At 62.6% G+C, this 17276-nt stretch carries 17 protein-coding genes; 11 read left to right on the forward strand and 6 right to left on the reverse strand.

What is annotated here, in order from left to right:
- From K678_RS10700 to K678_RS10740, 9 genes are all read left to right on the forward strand, one after another.
- Positions 1 to 332, forward strand: a 332-nt coding sequence (locus K678_RS10700) for a chemotaxis protein CheW (RefSeq protein WP_021132464.1), incomplete at its 5' end; no start/stop codon positions are given.
- The gene (locus K678_RS10705) at positions 319 to 1203 is read left to right on the forward strand and encodes a CheR family methyltransferase (RefSeq protein WP_021132465.1); all 885 of its coding nucleotides are present in this window, start codon (positions 319 to 321) and stop codon (positions 1201 to 1203) included. The genes K678_RS10700 and K678_RS10705, both read left to right, overlap by 14 nt.
- 5 nt (positions 1204 to 1208) lie before the next feature.
- Complete coding sequence (locus tag K678_RS10710) at positions 1209 to 2351, forward strand: protein-glutamate methylesterase/protein-glutamine glutaminase (protein ID WP_021132466.1); 1143 nt, start codon at positions 1209 to 1211, stop codon at positions 2349 to 2351.
- Positions 2344 to 4125: a hypothetical protein gene (locus K678_RS10715; RefSeq protein ID WP_021132467.1), complete on the forward strand. Its 1782-nt coding sequence runs from the start codon at positions 2344 to 2346 to the stop codon at positions 4123 to 4125. Before K678_RS10710 ends, K678_RS10715 begins: the two co-directional genes overlap by 8 nt.
- A gap of 91 nt (positions 4126 to 4216) precedes the next feature.
- The gene (gene prfB / locus K678_RS10720; protein ID WP_021132468.1) at positions 4217 to 5332 is read left to right on the forward strand and encodes a peptide chain release factor 2; all 1116 of its coding nucleotides are present in this window, start codon (positions 4217 to 4219) and stop codon (positions 5330 to 5332) included.
- An 80-nt stretch (positions 5333 to 5412) separates the two neighbouring features.
- Positions 5413 to 6558, forward strand: coding sequence for a TIM44-like domain-containing protein (locus tag K678_RS10725; protein WP_021132469.1), 1146 nt, complete (start codon positions 5413 to 5415; stop codon positions 6556 to 6558).
- A 17-nt stretch (positions 6559 to 6575) separates the two neighbouring features.
- The gene (gene meaB / locus K678_RS10730) at positions 6576 to 7511 is read left to right on the forward strand and encodes a methylmalonyl Co-A mutase-associated GTPase MeaB (protein WP_021132470.1); all 936 of its coding nucleotides are present in this window, start codon (positions 6576 to 6578) and stop codon (positions 7509 to 7511) included.
- 109 nt (positions 7512 to 7620) lie between these two features.
- Positions 7621 to 8304, forward strand: a complete 684-nt coding sequence (locus tag K678_RS17745; RefSeq protein WP_021132471.1) for an ATP-binding protein — start codon at positions 7621 to 7623, stop codon at positions 8302 to 8304.
- A 390-nt stretch (positions 8305 to 8694) separates the two neighbouring features.
- Positions 8695 to 9231, forward strand: a complete 537-nt coding sequence (locus K678_RS10740) for a DUF4269 domain-containing protein (RefSeq protein ID WP_021132472.1) — start codon at positions 8695 to 8697, stop codon at positions 9229 to 9231.
- 304 nt (positions 9232 to 9535) lie between these two features.
- Here K678_RS10740 and K678_RS10745 read toward each other — a convergent pair whose 3' ends face one another.
- A complete protein-coding gene (locus K678_RS10745; protein WP_155804525.1) occupies positions 9536 to 9685 on the reverse strand; it encodes a hypothetical protein in 150 nt (49 codons plus the stop codon).
- Between the two features lie 188 nt (positions 9686 to 9873).
- Positions 9874 to 10776 (reverse strand): LysR family transcriptional regulator, encoded by a 903-nt coding sequence (locus K678_RS10750; RefSeq protein ID WP_039852803.1) that lies wholly within the window; start codon positions 10774 to 10776, stop codon positions 9874 to 9876.
- Between the two features lie 66 nt (positions 10777 to 10842).
- On the opposite strand from K678_RS10750, the gene K678_RS10755 reads away from it, so the two are divergent.
- Both K678_RS10755 and K678_RS10760 read left to right on the forward strand, forming a co-directional pair.
- Entirely contained in the window at positions 10843 to 11997 is a 1155-nt protein-coding gene (locus K678_RS10755; protein ID WP_081673241.1) for a YbfB/YjiJ family MFS transporter, read from the forward strand.
- On the forward strand, positions 11994 to 12584 hold the full coding sequence (locus tag K678_RS10760) for a carboxymuconolactone decarboxylase family protein (RefSeq protein WP_021132475.1): 591 nt from the start codon (positions 11994 to 11996) through the stop codon (positions 12582 to 12584). The genes K678_RS10755 and K678_RS10760 overlap by 4 nt, the downstream gene beginning before the upstream one ends.
- A gap of 380 nt (positions 12585 to 12964) precedes the next feature.
- Here the strand turns inward: K678_RS10760 and K678_RS19515 are convergent, their stop codons facing one another.
- The 4 genes from K678_RS19515 to K678_RS10785 all read right to left on the reverse strand — a co-directional run bounded on the left by K678_RS19515 (position 12965) and on the right by K678_RS10785 (position 17193).
- The gene (locus K678_RS19515) at positions 12965 to 13375 is read right to left on the reverse strand and encodes a type II toxin-antitoxin system HigB family toxin (RefSeq protein WP_231376248.1); all 411 of its coding nucleotides are present in this window, start codon (positions 13373 to 13375) and stop codon (positions 12965 to 12967) included.
- 29 nt (positions 13376 to 13404) lie between these two features.
- Positions 13405 to 14790 carry a sensor histidine kinase gene (locus K678_RS10775; RefSeq protein WP_021132477.1) on the reverse strand — a complete coding sequence of 462 codons (1386 nt, stop codon included), beginning with the start codon at positions 14788 to 14790 and terminating at the stop codon, positions 13405 to 13407.
- Positions 14777 to 15454, reverse strand: a complete 678-nt coding sequence (locus K678_RS10780) for a response regulator transcription factor (protein ID WP_021132478.1) — start codon at positions 15452 to 15454, stop codon at positions 14777 to 14779. The genes K678_RS10775 and K678_RS10780 overlap by 14 nt, the downstream gene beginning before the upstream one ends.
- A 956-nt stretch (positions 15455 to 16410) precedes the next feature.
- Positions 16411 to 17193, reverse strand: a complete 783-nt coding sequence (locus K678_RS10785; RefSeq protein ID WP_021132479.1) for a TlyA family RNA methyltransferase — start codon at positions 17191 to 17193, stop codon at positions 16411 to 16413.
- Positions 17194 to 17276: the final 83 nt, after the last annotated feature.

Consider the following 17276-nt stretch of genomic DNA (forward strand, 5'->3'; position numbering starts at 1 on the left):
AGGGCGTCCCGGTGATCGATCTGCGGACCAAGCTGGGGCTGCCGCCGGTCACTCCCACCGAGAATACCCGGATTGTCGTCCTTGAAGTCCCGGTGGGTAGCCGCCAAATCACGATGGGGATGATTTCAGACCGGGTGATCGAGGTTACCTCGCTCGCCGAACACGAACTGGAAGCGGCCCCCGATGTCGGCGTGCGCTGGCGTTCGGACTATATCCGCGCCATTGGCCGCTCGGGTGGGGCTTTCGTGATTGTCTTCGATCTGTCCCAGCTTTTTTCCAGCGAGGAAGCTGCGCTGGTTTCTGCCGACCTGCCATTGAGTGCGAGCGACTGATCAGGATTTTGCCGATGGAAGAGTATCACCCCCCACCGATCACCTGTCCGAACGCGATTTCCGCCGTCTTGGCGAACTGATCCAGGATTATTGCGGCATCCGGATGCCCCCGGTCAAAAAGACGATGGTCGAGGGACGGTTGCGTCGCCGGGTTCGGGCGCTGAATCTGCCCAGCCTCAACGATTATTGCCGTCGCCTGTTCGACGAGGGACAGCTTGCCTCGGAGATGGTCGAACTGATCGACGCGGTCACCACCAACAAAACCGAGTTCTTCCGCGAGATCGAGCATTTCCGCTTTCTCACCTCCAAGGCGCTGCCCCATCTGCAAGCCCTGCCCCACCACCCCGGCCGCGACCGCCCCTTAAAGATCTGGAGCGCCGCCTGCTCGATCGGGGCCGAGCCCTATACCCTGGCGATGGTGCTGGGCGAACAGGCCCGTACCGTGCGCGATTTCCGCTTCGACATCTACGCCACCGATATCTGCACCGACGTCCTGGAAAAGGCCAAGATGGGCATCTTCCCCGAAGACATGGCCCGCGAAGTGCCTCACGATCTGGCAAAACGCTATTTGCGCCGCTCGCGCGACCGCGCCCGCCCCACGGTCCGTCTGATCCCCGATTTGCGGCAACGGGTCCATTTCGGCCATCTCAACCTGATGGACAGCGACTATCCGATGGATACCGACATGGACATTATCTTCTGCCGCAATGCGCTGATCTATTTCGACAAAGCAACCCAACACACCGTATTGTCAAAGCTGTGCCGTCATTTGCGCCCCGGCGGATTTCTGATGGTCGGTCACAGCGAATCGGTACTGGGCGGCACCTTGCCGCTGACCCACGTCACTTCGGCCGTCTTCATGCGGAGCTAGTCTTCATGCCCAAACCGATCCGGGTTCTGATTGTTGACGATTCCGCCACCGTGCGTCAGACGCTCAAGGGGATTCTTGAATCCGACCCGGACATCGAGGTGATGGGGGCTGCCGCTGATCCATTTGCAGCCGCCCGCCTGATCTCTCAGGAAGCCCCCGACGTCATCACCCTCGACGTCGAGATGCCGCGGATGGACGGAATCAGTTTCCTGCGCAAGATCATGAGCCAGCATCCGATTCCGGTGGTGATGTGTTCGTCGCTGGCCGAGGAAGGCTCGGAAACGCTGATGCAGGCGCTGGAAGCCGGTGCGGTCGATGTGATCCTGAAACCCCGGATGGACACCCGGCAATTCCTGATCGAAGCCCACGTCCGCATCTGTGACACCGTCAAGGCGGCCGCGCAATGCCGTCTGGGCAGCCGCCCCCGCCCCGCCGCCACCGCTGCCGCCCCGCATCCGCGTGGCCCGGCGCCCAAGTTGACCGCCGATGCGATGATGCCCGCCCCCCATGCCTCGGCCAGTGGCGCGATGGCCAGGACGACGGAAAAGGTGATCTGCATCGGGGCCTCGACCGGCGGCACCGAGGCCCTGCGCGAGGTTTTAGAGGAGCTTCCCGCCGACAGCCCGGCCATCGTCATCGTCCAGCATATGCCCGAAAGCTTCACCGCCGCCTTCGCCCGCCGCCTTGACGGGCTGTGCGAAGTCACGGTCAAGGAGGCACAGGACGGCGATGCGATGTTGCGCGGGCGGGTCCTGATCGCGCCGGGCAACCGCCACGCCTTGTTGCAGCGCAGTGGGGCCCGCTATCACGTCGCGATCAAGGATGGGCCTCTGGTCTCGCGGCACCGCCCCTCAGTTGACGTTCTGTTCCGTTCTGCCGCCCATTGCGCAGGGGGTAATGCGGTTGGTATCATCATGACAGGAATGGGGGATGATGGAGCCAATGGATTGCTGGAGATGCGCAATGCCGGGGCTTATACCGTCGCCCAGAACGAAGAAAGCTGCATCGTCTTTGGCATGCCCAAAGAAGCGATCGCACGGGGAGCCGCCATGAAAATTCTCCCCTTGAACCAGATCGCCCGCGAGATCGGCCGCGCCGGTAACGATTCGTCCGGATTGGTCCGCCATCAGGAGCATGGCAATGGATAGCCTGGCCTCTCGGATGGCTGCGTCCGATCTGGTCGATATCCTGCGTGCCCTTGATACGCTGAACGACGAATTAGCTCAGTTGGCCTCCCCCAACGAAACAGCCTTCATGACCCTGGGCGACGCCCTGGCCTCGGCCCGCTCCACCCTGTCGGCAGGAAGTGTTCAGTTCCACGCTTTGTCCGAGATGCTCGACAGCGGGAACGGCGACCGAGCCGAACAGATGATCGCCTCGGCGCGCGAAGATATCTTGGCGATTTCGGCGGAAACGCGGGCGATTGCCGCCAGTCTGGGCCATCTCGACCAACGGACCGGAGCGGTGGCGAAACCGCTTGGCACGCTGGCCAAGATCATTTCCGAGATTTCGGCGCTGGGTATCAACGCCAAAATCCACGCCGCCCAGGTCAATGCCCATGGGATCGACTTCACCGTCTTCACCAAGGATATCGACCGGCTGCAGCAATTGGCCGATGACACCATCAAGCGGGCGTCGGGGCAGCTTGGCTCGCTGGCGACGGCGATGGCCTCGGCCCGTCTCGCCTCGGACAGCTTTCAGCGCGGCGATGCGGTCGAACTGGAAGCGATCGGCAACCGGATGGGGGGGCAATTGGCCGAACTGGCGGCGCGGCGGGAAACCGTGCGCCGGGCCCTGCCCGACATCGAAAAACGGACCGCCACGATCGGCGAACGGGTCTCGCGATCGATATCCGCTCTCCAGATCAACGACATGACCAGCCAGCGCTTCGAGCATGTCCGCTCGGCCCTGGCCCTGATGCGTGGCTTGAACCAGCCGCAAGCGGGAACGGAGACAGAGTGGCTGTACGACCTCGACGACAGCCGCAAGCAGCAGATTTTGGCCTCGGTCTGCTCATTGCAGGCCCAGCAGATGGAACGGGCGGTCGGCGATTTCACCCAGGCGATCCGCGAGCTGAAAGGCAATCTGACCGCGCTGGGGACCGAAGCCTCGACGATCCTGACCGAGGCGCAATCGCTGTTCGGCGGACGGAACGGCAATAACAGCTTTATCGATACGGTCGCCGCCGACATCGAACGCGCCGCCGTGCTGCTCGACAATTATTGTCAGGCCGACGAACGGGTCCGACTGCTGATTCATCAGGTGTCAGAAGTCTTCGCCTCGATCGCCAAGGATTTGTCGGCCCTGCGCTCGATCGATGCCGATTTGCGGATCATGGGGCTGAACGCGACCTTGAAATGCACCCGGCTGGGGGCATCGGGCCACGCGCTGGGGGTGGTGGCGCAGGAATTGCGCGCCTGCTCGCGTCGGACCGAGGAAATCTCGCGGCTGATCGCGGCGGCGATCGATGCCGCCACCGCCGAAGCGTTGGCGCTGGCCGAGCGGTCGGAGCGCGAGCATGCCACCGCCGCCGCGCTGGCGGGCAATATCGCCGAATCGACCCGGGCGATCCGCAGCATCAGCGCGCTGGTCGATCAGACGCTGACCGATCTGATGACCGCCTGCGACCGGGTTTCACGGCTGTTGGGCGAGGCGACCGCCAGCTTCAACCTTGAACACAGTTTGGAAGCCGGAATCGGCACCCTGGTCCGCCGCCTGACCGAACTCGGCCACCGCGCCGCCCCGGACGGGGTCGATCCGGCCAATGTACGCGAGGACATTCAACGAATGCTGGGGCAACATTACACGATGTCGAGCGAACGGATCATTCACGACATTTTCGCCGATGGCGCCGCCCTGTCCGCCCCACCGCCCGCCACCGACGCGACGGCAGATTCGGATATCGACGACTTCTTCTTCTGATCCGCACCGCCGAACGGCGAAGGCGGGGTTGCCATCCTCTCCCGACTTGCCTAAAAAGGGCGGCTCAATTCCGTCGAGAGGACCAGCAGCCATGCGGGCAGAAATCGAAACGCTCGCCCAGGATATCCGGCGCTCCGTGGCGCTGCTGAAGCGGCACCTGAATTGGGACGAGGCGCTGATGCGGCTCGACGAGCTGAACGCAGCCTCGGAAAACCCCGAATTATGGAACGATGCCGCGCGGGCACAGCAGATCATGCGCGAACGCACCGATCTCGATACCGCGATCCAGGGCTGTCGCGCCACCGAGCGCGAATTGGCCGATCTGATCGAGCTGATCGAACTGGGCGAGATCGAGGGCGATCAGACCGTGATCGACGACGCCGAGTCTCAGGTCCGCGCGCTGAGGGACCGCGCCCGCAAGATGGAGCTGGAAACGCTGCTGTCCGGCGAGGCCGATCGCAACGATTGCTATATCGAAATCAACGCTGGCGCGGGCGGCACTGAATCCCAGGATTGGGCCGAGATGCTGCTGCGGATGTACACCCGCTGGGCAGAGCAGCACGGCTATAAGGTCGATTGGCTGGAAGAAAGCCCGGGCGAACAGGCCGGGATCAAATCCGCCACCGTCCGCGTCGCCGGGCACAATGCCTATGGCTGGCTGAAGACCGAAAGCGGCGTGCACCGGCTGGTGCGGATTTCGCCCTATGACAGCGCCGCCCGCCGCCACACCAGCTTCTCCTCGGTGTGGGTCTATCCGGTGATCGACGACACCATCGAGATTCAGGTCAACGAAAGCGACTGCCGCATCGACACCTATCGCGCCTCGGGCGCGGGCGGGCAGCACGTCAACAAGACGGATTCGGCGGTTCGTATCACCCATATCCCCACCGGGATCGTCGCCGCCTGTCAGATGGAGCGGTCGCAGCACCAGAACCGCGCCCGTGCCTGGGACATGCTGCGCGCCCGCCTTTACGAAGCCGAATTGCAAAAGCGCGAAGCCGCCGCCCAGGCGTTGGAAGACCAGAAGACCGAAATCGGTTGGGGTCATCAGATTCGCTCTTACGTGCTCCAGCCCTATCAGATGGTCAAGGACCTGCGCACCAACGTCGAAACCTCTGATACCCAGGGCGTGCTCGACGGCGACCTTGACCTGTTCATGGCGGCATCGTTGGCGAGCCGGGTACAGGGCGGCCCCGACGGCGGCTGATCCCCGCAAACGTCGTTTGCAATCTGCAAATTCGCCCCTACCTAATGCCACAGCGCGTTTAACATCCGCGAAGGATCGTCATGAGGCAGTATCTTTTTCCCGTTCTGGTCGCCCTCACCCTGGTGATGACCGGAGCCGCCGATGCGCTCGCCAAAGCGGGCAGCACGTCGAAATCCAGCAGCGGCAGCAGCTTAGGCTCGCGCGGGTCGCGCACGGCGGATGCTCCGATGGAACGGACCCTGTCCCTGCCCTCTTCGCCCTCGCCCCGTGTCGCGACCCCGCCGCCTCCGCCCTCGGCCGCGCCGCGTCCCGGCAATGTCGAAGCCCAGCCGCTTTCGCCGGGACTTCAGCCCGGTCTGCAACAGCCCGCGATGCGCGCCCCGGCGATGGCCGGTGCGGCGGGGATGGCCGCGCCCGCCGCGGCGGCTCAGCCCGGCTTCTTCCAGCGCAATCCCTTCATGGCCGGAATGGCCGGCGGTCTGGTCGGTGCCGGGATCGGCAGCATGCTGTTCGGTCACTCCCCGGCCCTCGCCGCCGCTTCGGATGCCGCGCCCGGTGCCAGCATCCTCGGCCTGCTGATCCAGATCGCCGTGATCGGTGGCTTGGTCTGGTTGGCGTTCAAACTGTTCCGGGGCCGCGCCCCGGCCGGTCCGAACCCCTATGCCGCCGCGCCGCGCGCGTCGCTCAACCCCTATGCCGCTCCGCCCCGCGCCTCGGAAAATCCGTATGCCGCGCCGAGAAGCCCGGTCGAGCCCCGCTTTGAGGCGCCTCTGTCTTCGGTTCCGCCGGTGGCTGCGGCTCCGCAGCGGGTCCAGCGTGAGTTCGAGCCGACCGAGGCCGATCAGAACGACTTCACCAATATCCTGCTCGGCGTTCAGCAATCGTGGAGCGCCGCCGACCCCGCCGCCCTGCGTGCCTGGGCGACCCCGGAAATGGTGACGTTCCTGGCCCAGGATCTTGGCCAGAATGCCGCCGAAGGACAGGTCAACCGGGTTGAGCAGATCACGTTGCGCGAAGGCGACGTCGTCGAAAGCTGGCGCGAGGACAAGTCCCAGTACGTCACCGCTCGTCTGGTGTTCGATTGCCTCGATTACATGGTCCGCACCGACACCGGGGCCTTGGTCTCGGGGAGCCGGACCAACCCGGTGACCCACGCCGAATTGTGGACCTTTGTCCGTCCCACCACCGGCGGCAGCTGGCTGCTGTCGGCGATCCAGCAAGTCTGATCGCGGCGGCGGAACGGATGGATCTCGCAACGATCCGGGCGGGTGGCAAAGCGGCGCTCGCCCGGGCGTTGTCACGGATCGAAAGTGCACCCGACGATCCGTCCGTTCTCTCTTTGCTTGATTCCGCCCATGCCGCCGCCCAGGCGCATGTCGTCGGTATGACCGGCCCGCCCGGCGTCGGCAAATCCACCCTGATGAATGCATTGATCGCCGAGTGGCGGGCTTCGGGCCGCCGCGTCGGCTGCATCGCCGTCGATCCCTCCTCGCGCCGTTCGGGCGGTGCGCTGTTGGGCGACCGCACCCGTCTTGCCACCGATCCCGAGGATCAGGGGATTTTCGTCCGTTCGATGGCCGCCCGCGACCGGTTGGGCGGTCTGGCCGAACTGACCGTCGCTGCGATGGTGCTGATGCGGGCGCTGTTCGATATCGTCCTGATCGAAACCGTGGGCGTCGGACAATCGGAAACCGACGTTGCCGCGATCGCGGATTCGGTACTGTTTTGTGTCCAGCCGGGATCGGGCGACGCGCTGCAATTCATGAAAGCGGGGATCGCCGAAATCCCCGATCTGGTGGTGGTGACCAAGGCCGACATGACCGATATGGCCGACCGCGCCCGCGCCGATGTCGAAGCCGCCTTGGCCCTGGCCAGCGAGCAGAATGCCGGTTGGGCGATCCCAGTTCTGATGGTTTCGGCCCCGTCCCGCGACGGAATCGCCGCCTTGATGAGCACGATCGACAAGCATGCCGATTTTCTCGACCGGGCCGAGGGTCGGGCCAAGCGCCGCCACGCCCAGGCCGAGCTATGGCTGATCGAGGCGATCCGCGACCGCTTCGGTCGCGAGGGCTTGCGCCGTGCCGGACAGATCGCTCTGCCGTTTGGAGCCTCGCCGTTCGGGCGGCTGGCCGAGCTCTCGCGCGCCTTGCTGCCCCCGGCATCCGCCCCGTGTCTATGACATAAATCATACTTCCATTCGTTTTGCCCTATACTAAACTCCTGGTCGATGGTATTGTTAGCCTCGTGGTTTGGACCGGCACCGCGTCCGAACCGATCAGGAGGACGCGATGCAGTTTCCCGAAATCAGCCTGTTCGACGACGCCACGGCGTGGACGGTCCCCGGCACGGGGGGAACTCTGTTGGTCGGTGCTGCGACCGAGGAAGCGGTTCGCCTCGGGCTGTCGGCCCCCTATCGCGGCTATTTCGAAACCGGGCCGATGCAATGGAACGATATCGATTCAGGGCTGCGCGCCGCGATCCGCGCCGGGGGTTTGGTGCTGTCGCTGACCACCGCCAGCGCCTGGAAGATTGACCTGACCCAATTGGTTACCGAAGCCGTGATCGACAGGTTCGGTCCGGTGAACGATGCACGGCGGCACGAGATCGAACTGTGCCTGTCGGAATCGCTGACCAATGCGCTTTTACACGGCAATCTGGAAATGGACAGCGCGCCTCGGGATTCGCTGTCCGGACTGGTCCGCTATCTCGACCAGATCGAGGAACGGCTTCGCGACAGCCGTCTGGCTGCGAAGCGGATCGATTTACTGATTACTCCCAGTTCCTCGGGTCGGCTGCGTGTCGCAGTGCGCGATCGCGGTCCCGGCTTTGATGCCGAATATTACCTCGACCGCCCGCTGGTGACCGAAGCCAAGCACGGGCGCGGGCTCCCCCTGATCCGCCAGTTGGCCGGGTCGGTCGCCGCTCGTGACGCGGGGCGGACCCTGGTGATGAGCTTTTCCCGCGCCGGGTAATACCCCGGCCAGCCCTCGATTTACTCTGTTGGCCGGTATTTAGCCGCCATTGCGGCGGCAGCAGGGTCGTCCCCTGGGGAGGTCTGCTCGACCACCGGCAACAGCGAAGATCGGCCGGACCAGACCGAGCCGATCAGGTCTTCCCTTTCAGTCCTGAACGGAACCAGCAGTATCCATCCTGGCTCACCAGCCGTAATTATCAAAGCCGAAATCGAAGACGTCGGCTTCGAACCCGCTTCACCAATTTGGTTAAAACGCTATTCTCGCGTCGGACTTTGTTGCCTCTATTTTCGTGTCCAGGAGACGCGCCAACGTCCGAACAAGAATAAAATCAACACCGTGCGTCTTTGCCAGAAAACTTAAGCGGACAACCATGGATGGAAGGTGGCAATGACCCAAGCCGATTATCTCGAGGTTGTTGATGCGGTCGGAGTGATGCAGGCCCTTGATGAGTTTGACCCGCATATCGCCGGAACGCTCCCGATTGGGGTGGCACTGCCGTCGAGTGACATTGATATCCTGTGCCACGCCCCAGACCTATCCGCATTCGCATCGGTTGTCTGGACGGAGTTCAGCGCATTCGAAAACTTCGCTCTCCGACAAAGAACGACGGGCGATAGACCCGTTGTTGCCTCGTTCAGGGCGAAGGGGTGGGAGTTCGAACTGTTTGGAAGCGTATTGCCTGTAGCGAAGCAGGCAGGGTGGCGACATTTTGTTATCGAGAAGCGACTGCTGTCGCTTGGTGGCACTGAATTATGTTCGGCGATATTGGATTGGCGCCGAAGAGGATTCAAGACTGAGCCCGCTTTTGCCGCTGTGCTTGGTCTGCCCGGAAATCCTTACGACAGCCTGCTGGAGTTGGAGACAATGACGGATGAGCAACTCGCCGAGGTGCTCGGTCGTCCTCAACTGGCGGGGAGAGGGTGATTGAACCGCCCCTTACGGCGCAACTGGTGTCAGACCTTACGGATTCTATAAACCCGGAAGTTATCGTCAAACACCCGACGCACCTCCCCTTGCAGATCGGCTCGCCCCATACGGGCCTTCGGCAAACCTGGGGCGGTTCTGCTCCATCACCGGGACCTGGATGTGGATCACGATTTTTAACAACTTTTAGGATGTCACCTCAAGAAGATTTCTCCCGCTCATCCCCGTGTAATAATAACCCAGGCTTTTATGCCATTGATAAGTCGGTCAACGCACCCAGTCTTCCAGCCAGGAGCGACCCCCCCTACGGATCCTGTGCAGGTTTGTCGGGACGGATGGGGGAATCGAGGCTGTCTTGCCGCGCCTCTTCGACCAGGGCGGGCTCGGTCTCCAGCACAAACAGCGCCATACTGAGCAGGACCAGGACGACAATCCCTTGATTGAGCGAAGACATCGCCCCGCCCGTCCAGGCCGTCGGTTCCACATGACGGTAGACCCGCGCCCGCAGCGTCAGGAGAACCGCCTTACAGCCTCTCCTCTTTTCAGCAGTCCTCCCCACCAACCTGGGAGAGCATCGCGAACGCCGCTCGGCTCGACTATGAACATTTTGTTGTTGAGCGGCCATCTGCGTGATGTTCACAGCTACCCAGCTGCGAGGAAGGAAGGACGCGGGGGGACGTCAGCCGCCTCGGAACGCAAAAGCGACAACAGGGCTTCGACGGCTGGCGAGGACGGTGCGCGCCAAACCAGATGGGTGCGGTTGGCGGCGATATGCGGCGGCAGGTCATGGGTCGCCACCTGCTCGATTGCCGACAGATCGCGTAGAACCGAACGCGGCATGACGGCGACACCGGTGCCAGCGGCCACACAGGCCGCCATCGCCTGATAGGAAGCGAATTCGAGCACCCGTTCCGGGCTGATCTTTTCCGCCGCCAACCATTCTTCCAGTCGGCGACGATAGGAGCAGCCTTGCGAAAAAGCGATGATGGTACGTCGCGCCAGTTGGGTGGCGTCGGCCAATGACGCGCCGATGGGCGCGACCAAAGCCAGTTCCTCGATGAAGACCGGCAGAGCCTCCAGCTCCGGTGCGGAAAAAGGCTCCGACACGAAAGCGGCGTCGATCTCGAATTTCAGCAGCCGATTGAGCAGCTGACCCGTCGACCCGGTGGACAACTCCACCGTCACATTGGGAAAGCGGGCGTGGTAAAGCGCCAGCAGCGGCGGCAGGCGCACACCGGCCGTACTTTCCAGCGCTCCCAGGCGGAACTGCCCCAGCGGCAGGCCGCTGCGCATGGCCAGGGTTGCTTCCTCGGCCAGACGCAGAAGCCTCTCGGCATAAGGGAGCAGTTTCTCGCCCTCGGCGGTCAAGCGCAGCCCGCGGCCTTCCCGGCGAAACAGCGCCACGCCGAGCTTTTCCTCCAGTTGGCGGATGCGGGTGGTGACATTCGACTGGACCCGATTAAGCCGGGCCGCCGCGCGAACCACGCCGCCTTCCGCCACGACGGCTCGAAAAATATGGAGGGAGTCCAGATCGAGTGTTCTCATATAAAGAAGTATAATTCCTAATAATTCATTTGTCAGGATGTTTTCCCGTGTTTCTTAATGGCTGACATGACGCGAGCAATTCTCTCTCCTTTGGCCATCCGTTTCGTCGCGTGGTCCGCGCTGGCGGTGGCGATGGGGATTGGACGTTTCGCCTTCACGCCCATGCTGCCGCTGATGATCCGCGACGGCAGCCTGGGCCTCGATGCCAGCCCCTGGCTCGCTGCCGTCAATTATTTCGGCTATCTGGTCGGTGCCCTGACGGCGGGGCGGCTGCCGTTTTCTCCGGCCCAAACGGCGAAAATCAGCCTGGTCGGCATCGTCCTGACCACGGCGGCCATGGGTCTTGTCAGCGCGTTTCCGGCCTGGCTGTTGCTGCGGGGACTAGCCGGTGTCCTGAGTGGCTGGGCGCTGGTCGGCGTCAGCGCTTGGTCTCTGTATGAACTGGCGCGAGTCGAGCGGCCCCATCACGCGGCCTACGTCTATGCCGGGGTGGGGTCAGGGATTGCGCTGGCCGGTCTGTTCTGTGTTGCGGCCGCGGGGTCGGGCGCCTCCTCGGCAAGCCTCTGGCTGGAACTGGGGGCGCTGGCTCTGGTGGGCGTCGCCGCGCCGCTGCACCTGCTCCACGGCGGTCCGGGCCCGATCCCGCCGCATGCCGCGTCTCAACACCGAGATACCGGCGAGTCGAAGTTGCTGATCGTCTGCTATGGCGTGTTCGGCTTCGGCTATATCCTGCCCGCGACCTATCTGCCGACGCTGGCCCGTCAGATGATCGATGATCCACGCCTATTCGGCTTGGTCTGGCCGGTCTTTGGTCTCGCTGCCGCTTTGTCGACGCTATGTGCCGGTCGCCGCTGGATCCAGAGCAACCGCCTGCGTGCCTGGGCGCTTTGCCATATCGCCATGGCCATCGGCGCGGCATTGCCCGGCTTGTGGATCAATCCGGCGACGCTGGTCGCCTCGGCCGTGCTGATCGGCGGCACCTTCATGGTCATTACTATGCTCGGGATGCAGGAGGCGCGCCTGCGCGCCCCCGACCATGCCGCCGCCGCCCTGGGGCGCATGACAGCGGCGTTCGCTTTTGGTCAATTGGCCGGGCCGCTGGTATTGAGCGCCGCCCCCTCGGGCTCGTTACACCTGGGTCTGCAAGTCGCCGCTCTCGCCCTGCTTCTGACCGCCGCGCCGCTTTGGCTCCTCTCCCAACGCAACAGGACATCGCCATGACGACACCGCAAGGATTTGCCGAAATCACCGCCGAACGCCTGCCGCTTCTGGCCGAAAGCGAGCGATCCGAAGCCCAGCGCGCTGCCGCTGAGGCCATCATCCGTGGCCCCCGCAAGACCATATTCGGCCCCTTCATTCCCCTGTTGCACACGCCGGTGCTGATGGAGCATCTGGGTGAGCTTGGCGCGGTCTTGCGGTTCGACAGCGGTCTGCCCAACCACATCCGCGAGCTTGTCATCGCCGCAACTGCCCGCGCCACCGATAACCAGTTCGAATGGCAGACCCATGCGCCGCTCGCCCTGAAAGCCGGTATCACCCAGGCAACGCTGGACGCCATCGCGGCGCACCGCATCCCACGCAATCTGCCCGAGGACGAGGCGGCGGCACTTGATCTGGTCCATGAGATTCTGCGCCAGAATGGCCTGTCTGACGCCAGCTTCGCGGAAACGAAACGGCTTTTCGGCGAAGCTGGCATTGTCGAGTTGACGGTGCTGGTCGGCTATTTCACGACCATTTGCTGGGTGATGAATATCGCACGCACACCGGGCCCAGGTATCTATCCGGCCCTCCGGGCGACACCGGCCTGATAGTCAAGGTGGCATTTAGCAATGCCCCGGTAATGGTCAGCCGCACTCACGGTAACGGCGTCCCGTTTAGGAATGGCCTGAGTTCACCCGCTTGAAGGCTGTGTCGATTCTCAAAGCCTTACCCCACTGCTCGTCAGACGGCAGTCAGATCGAAACCGGCCCGCTGTCGTCATTCCCCACCAATTCGAATGGCGCAGGAAGGGTCATACCCTTTCCTTAAGGCCGCCGATTGAGACGATGCCCCCCATTCCCGGTTGAGCTTCCAGGCCATTTGCATGGTGAGTAACCGCTTGCGGGACAAAATTTCAGACGCCCGCGACTGCGATCCGAAGGGGATGCCACGGTCTCGCTGGCTATAACCTTTCGGCTCCATCCGATATTTAATGGCGTCCACCGGATCGAGAGGGATCAATCGGCCAATTTGTGGCCTCATAATCAGAGATCATCAGGGCCAGAAGATCGAACTCATCGGCTTCCGACGTTCCAGGCTCTGGCTCATTTTCAAAGAAGCGCTCAATCTCGGACAGAGCTTTTTCGTAGTCCACTTCGCAACGCAGGGGGCGAATGTCCATCATAACGTCTCCGCCATATTCAGCATGAGTTCCGATGAACTTCACCAAAAGACGCTTGAATGTGTATAACACATGAAAAATAAGGCGGAATTTATTACCGCCAATATCAAAAATAACCTGGGTACCACCCACTAAATCCACCGACATACCAAATTGTGTTTTGATATCGGCGGGTTCCGTCCTTGACCCGTCGGTATAAGAGCGCCTGCCGGGAGCCATCGGCTCCCGGCCCCTTCCGTCCGGAAGGCTCAGGCTTCCTGCGTCGGCGGAAAGTCGAGCCGCACCACCAATCCAGGTGAATTGTCGCCCAAACTGAGTTGGGCTCCATGCAGCCGCGCCACCGCCTGAACCAGCGACAGACCAAGCCCGTTACCGGGGGTCGAGCGGGTGGAATCCAGCCGTACGAAGCGTTCGAGCACGTTATGGCGCGCCTCTTCCGGAACACCGGGGCCGCTGTCACCAACAATGATCGCGATCCCGCCATTGCCGCCCGAGGCGGTAACGCGCACGTCGACCTTGCCACCGGCCGGGGTATATTTGACGGCATTGTCGACCAGATTGGCCAGCGCCTGGAACAACAGGTGACGATCACCCCGCAAGGACTGACCGGCCTCGCCGCCATAGGTGATCTTCAGATCCTTTTCCTCGGCCAGCGGCTCGTACAATTCGAACACGTCTCCGGCCAATTGAGCCGGATCGATCTGTTCGAACTGATCCAGTCGCCCCGAAGATTCCGCCTGGGAAATCGTCAGAATCGCGTTAAAGGTCGCCAGCAGATTATCGGCGTCAGATAAGGTTTCCTCGAGGGTGCGATGATAGGCATCGCAATCCGAGGGGCCAAGCAGCACCAGATCGATCCGCGACCGCAAACGGTTCAGGGGCGTGCGCAAATCGTGGGCGATATTGTCCGAAACGGTACGGATGCCTTCCAGCAACCGTTCCAGTTCATCCATCATCTCGTTGAAGCTTTCGGCCAGTTGGTCGAATTCGTCGTCCGAGCCGGACAAGGTCATCCGCTGGCTGGTATCGCCACCAAAGATGTTGCGGGCGGTGCGGCTCATCTCCTCGACCCGCTGAAGCAGGTGACGACTGGTGAAATAGCCGCCGACCACTCCCAACTGAATCGTCAGCGCCAAGCCCCAGCCCAAGGCCCGGTTGATCGCCGATTTGACCCGGTTGGCGTCGGCGAGCGAACGGCCGACCAGCAGACGATGGCCGTCGGCCAGTTCATAGGCATGGGCCATCACCTCGACCCCGGTCCCGCCCTCAACCACCGGCAACAGGTTGAAGCGGACCCAGCCCAGCATCGTCCCCACTTCGGTCGGCCACGCACGCAGATTGCCCGCGACGATGCGGCCATCCCCGGCGCGCAGGGCATAGGTGGCGCGGCCGTCGATATCCTGACGGGTGCGTTGGGCGATGATCTCGGACAGGCCGGGAATGGCGCGATCGCGATAGACTTCGTAAAGGCCGGTGGCTTCGGCCTCGACCGTCTCCTGCACCTGCCACTCGATGAACATCGTCGTGCTCCACGACACCAGCGCCAACAGCGCCACCGCCGAAACGGTGAAGATGCCGAGATAGCTCAGCGCCAGACGGAACGTGGTGGTGCGAAGAAGACTAGCGGGCCGCACGAAGCGTATACCCCGCGCCACGAACCGTATGAATCAGGGGCGGATCGAAATCCTTATCGACTTTTTGGCGCAGACGGCTGATGTGGACGTCGATCAGGTTGGTCTGGGGATCGAAATGATATTCCCAGACATTTTCCAGCAGCATCGTCCGGGTCACCACCTGACCGGCATGACGCAGCAAATATTCGAGCAGGCGGAATTCGCGCGGTTGCAGGTCGATCAACTGACCGCCCCGGGTGACGCTGCGGCCGAGCAGATCCATTTCGAGATCTTCGACCTTCAGCCGGGTTTCCGGCTGTGCCGCCGACACCCGCCGGGACAGCGCTTCGATTCGGGCCAGCAATTCAGCAAAGGCATAGGGCTTGACCAGATAATCGTCACCGCCCGCCTTCAACCCCTTGACCCGGTCATCGACCTTGCCCAGGGCGGACAGGACCAGCACCGGGGTGACGTTGCCCGAGGCGCGGATCGCCTGAATGATTGCCAGCCCGTCGAGACCGGGCAACATCCGATCGACGATCATCGCGTCCCAGCGCTCACTCGTCGCCATGAACAGGCCGTCGGTGCCGGTCGCGGCAAGGTCAACGACATGACCGGCTTCCCTAAGGCCCTTGGCCATATAGGCGGCTGCCTCGGTATCGTCCTCGATCACCAGAATGCGCATGTCGCCCTTTCGGTCACAGTTCGGAGGCCGAACCTTACATCCTTCCCCCCTCATCGAAAAGCCCCCGCGCCATGGGAAAACAGCGTGGGGGCTTTTGTCGGCGAGGGCGGACGCCGGGAGCACGTCCGACCCGTGACGTCGGTGCGTCGCCCCCACGACAGGAGGAGACACCCCGCGACGGCATTGCGCAGCCGCCGAACCCTTTGGACATAAACGAGACTTGTCGAAAACGACCGATCCCGTCACTCGAACCTGATTGGGGAATGATGCCGATGGCCGGATTACACCGCCCTGTCATCGCTATGAAGCTTTGGTAACGATCACCAGGGGGCAATAAGCGAGCGGTCAAAGAAAAACCCTCGCGCCGGGGGGAACGCGAGGGCTGTTCTGTCTGGTCGAACCGTCTGGGGGGAAGACGGTCGGACTGTGGTGGATTGCCGATCCTTCAGGGGGGGGGGACAGAAGGCTGACAATCCAGGGCGGGGAGTTCAGGGCCGCCCTTTCAGAGGGGGGAACAAGAGGAAGATTGAGGTCGTTGGTTGTCTTTGAGTGAGGACCAAAGCTGATAAGTCAACAATGCCCGCTTACGGGTTACCGCGCCCTGTCGGAACGATTACCCTTTCGTAATGATCGGATTTTCACCCGACCGCTCCCCAACAGATCCGGTCCCGCCCGGCCGGTCGCATTCTCGGGGGATGGAAAAGAAAACCCCCGCATCAGGGGGGACCGATGCGGGGGGCTTCTGTGAAGCGGTCAGACCATGGGGGGACACGGTTCTGACCTTTTATTTGTGCGCCTTCCTGGGGGGACAGGGGGGGGTAAGGCGCACAAGATGGCGGGAGTTCAAAACCGCCGAAACAGAGAGAAGAGAGATGTCAGACAGACGTCTTGGCTGATGTTTGAAGCTGATAAATAGATGATGCCTGGACTCGGATTACCGCGCCCTTTCGGTCCGATTAACCTTTCGTAATTATCGGGTTTTCCGGAGCCGCCTCGGCAAGGTCCCGCCGTCCGACGATCAGGAACTCGCGATTGCCTTCGGGCCCCTGAATCGGGCTTTCCGAAATCCCTTCGACCCGCCAGCCGGGACGCGACGACAGCCAGTCCCTGATCCGCTCACAGACCTCCTGGTGCAGCTCCGGATCGCGCACAACCCCGCCCTTGCCCACCCGCCCCTTACCGACCTCGAATTGCGGCTTGATCAGCGCCGCCAGCACGGCACCGGGCCGGGTCAGGTCCAGCGCAGCGGGCAACACCGTCTCCAGGCCGATGAAGCTGGCGTCACACACCACCATGTCAACCGGCTCGGGGATGTCGGACGCGCTCAGATGGCGGGCATTGGTCCGCTCCATCACCACGACACGGGGATCGGTGCGTAATTTCCAGGCCAATTGACCGTGGCCGACATCGACCGCATAGACCTTTGCCGCACCATGGGTCAGCAGCACATCGGTAAAGCCTCCGGTCGAGGCACCGACATCGATCGCGGTCTTCCCGGCGGGATCGAGCGCGAAGGTTTCGATCGCATGGGCCAGCTTCAATCCCCCCCGCGACACCCAGGGATGGGTCTGCCCCTTGAGTGTCAGCGGGTAATCCTCGGTCACCGCCGTACCGGGCTTTTCGACGCGGCGATCCCCGGAATAAACCAGTCCCGCCAGGATCAACGCCTGGGCCCGCGCCCGACTTTCCACCAAGCCGCGATCGACCAGCAACTGATCCACTCGCATCCGTTCCGCCATTACCCATACACTCCGTCGAAATCAGGGATGGAAATTGCGCCGTCCATCCCGGAGAATAAACCCATAATCTTAGAACGCGGGGT

The organism is Magnetospirillum fulvum MGU-K5, assembly GCF_000442515.1.
GTDB lineage: Bacteria > Pseudomonadota > Alphaproteobacteria > Rhodospirillales > Magnetospirillaceae > Phaeospirillum > Phaeospirillum fulvum_B.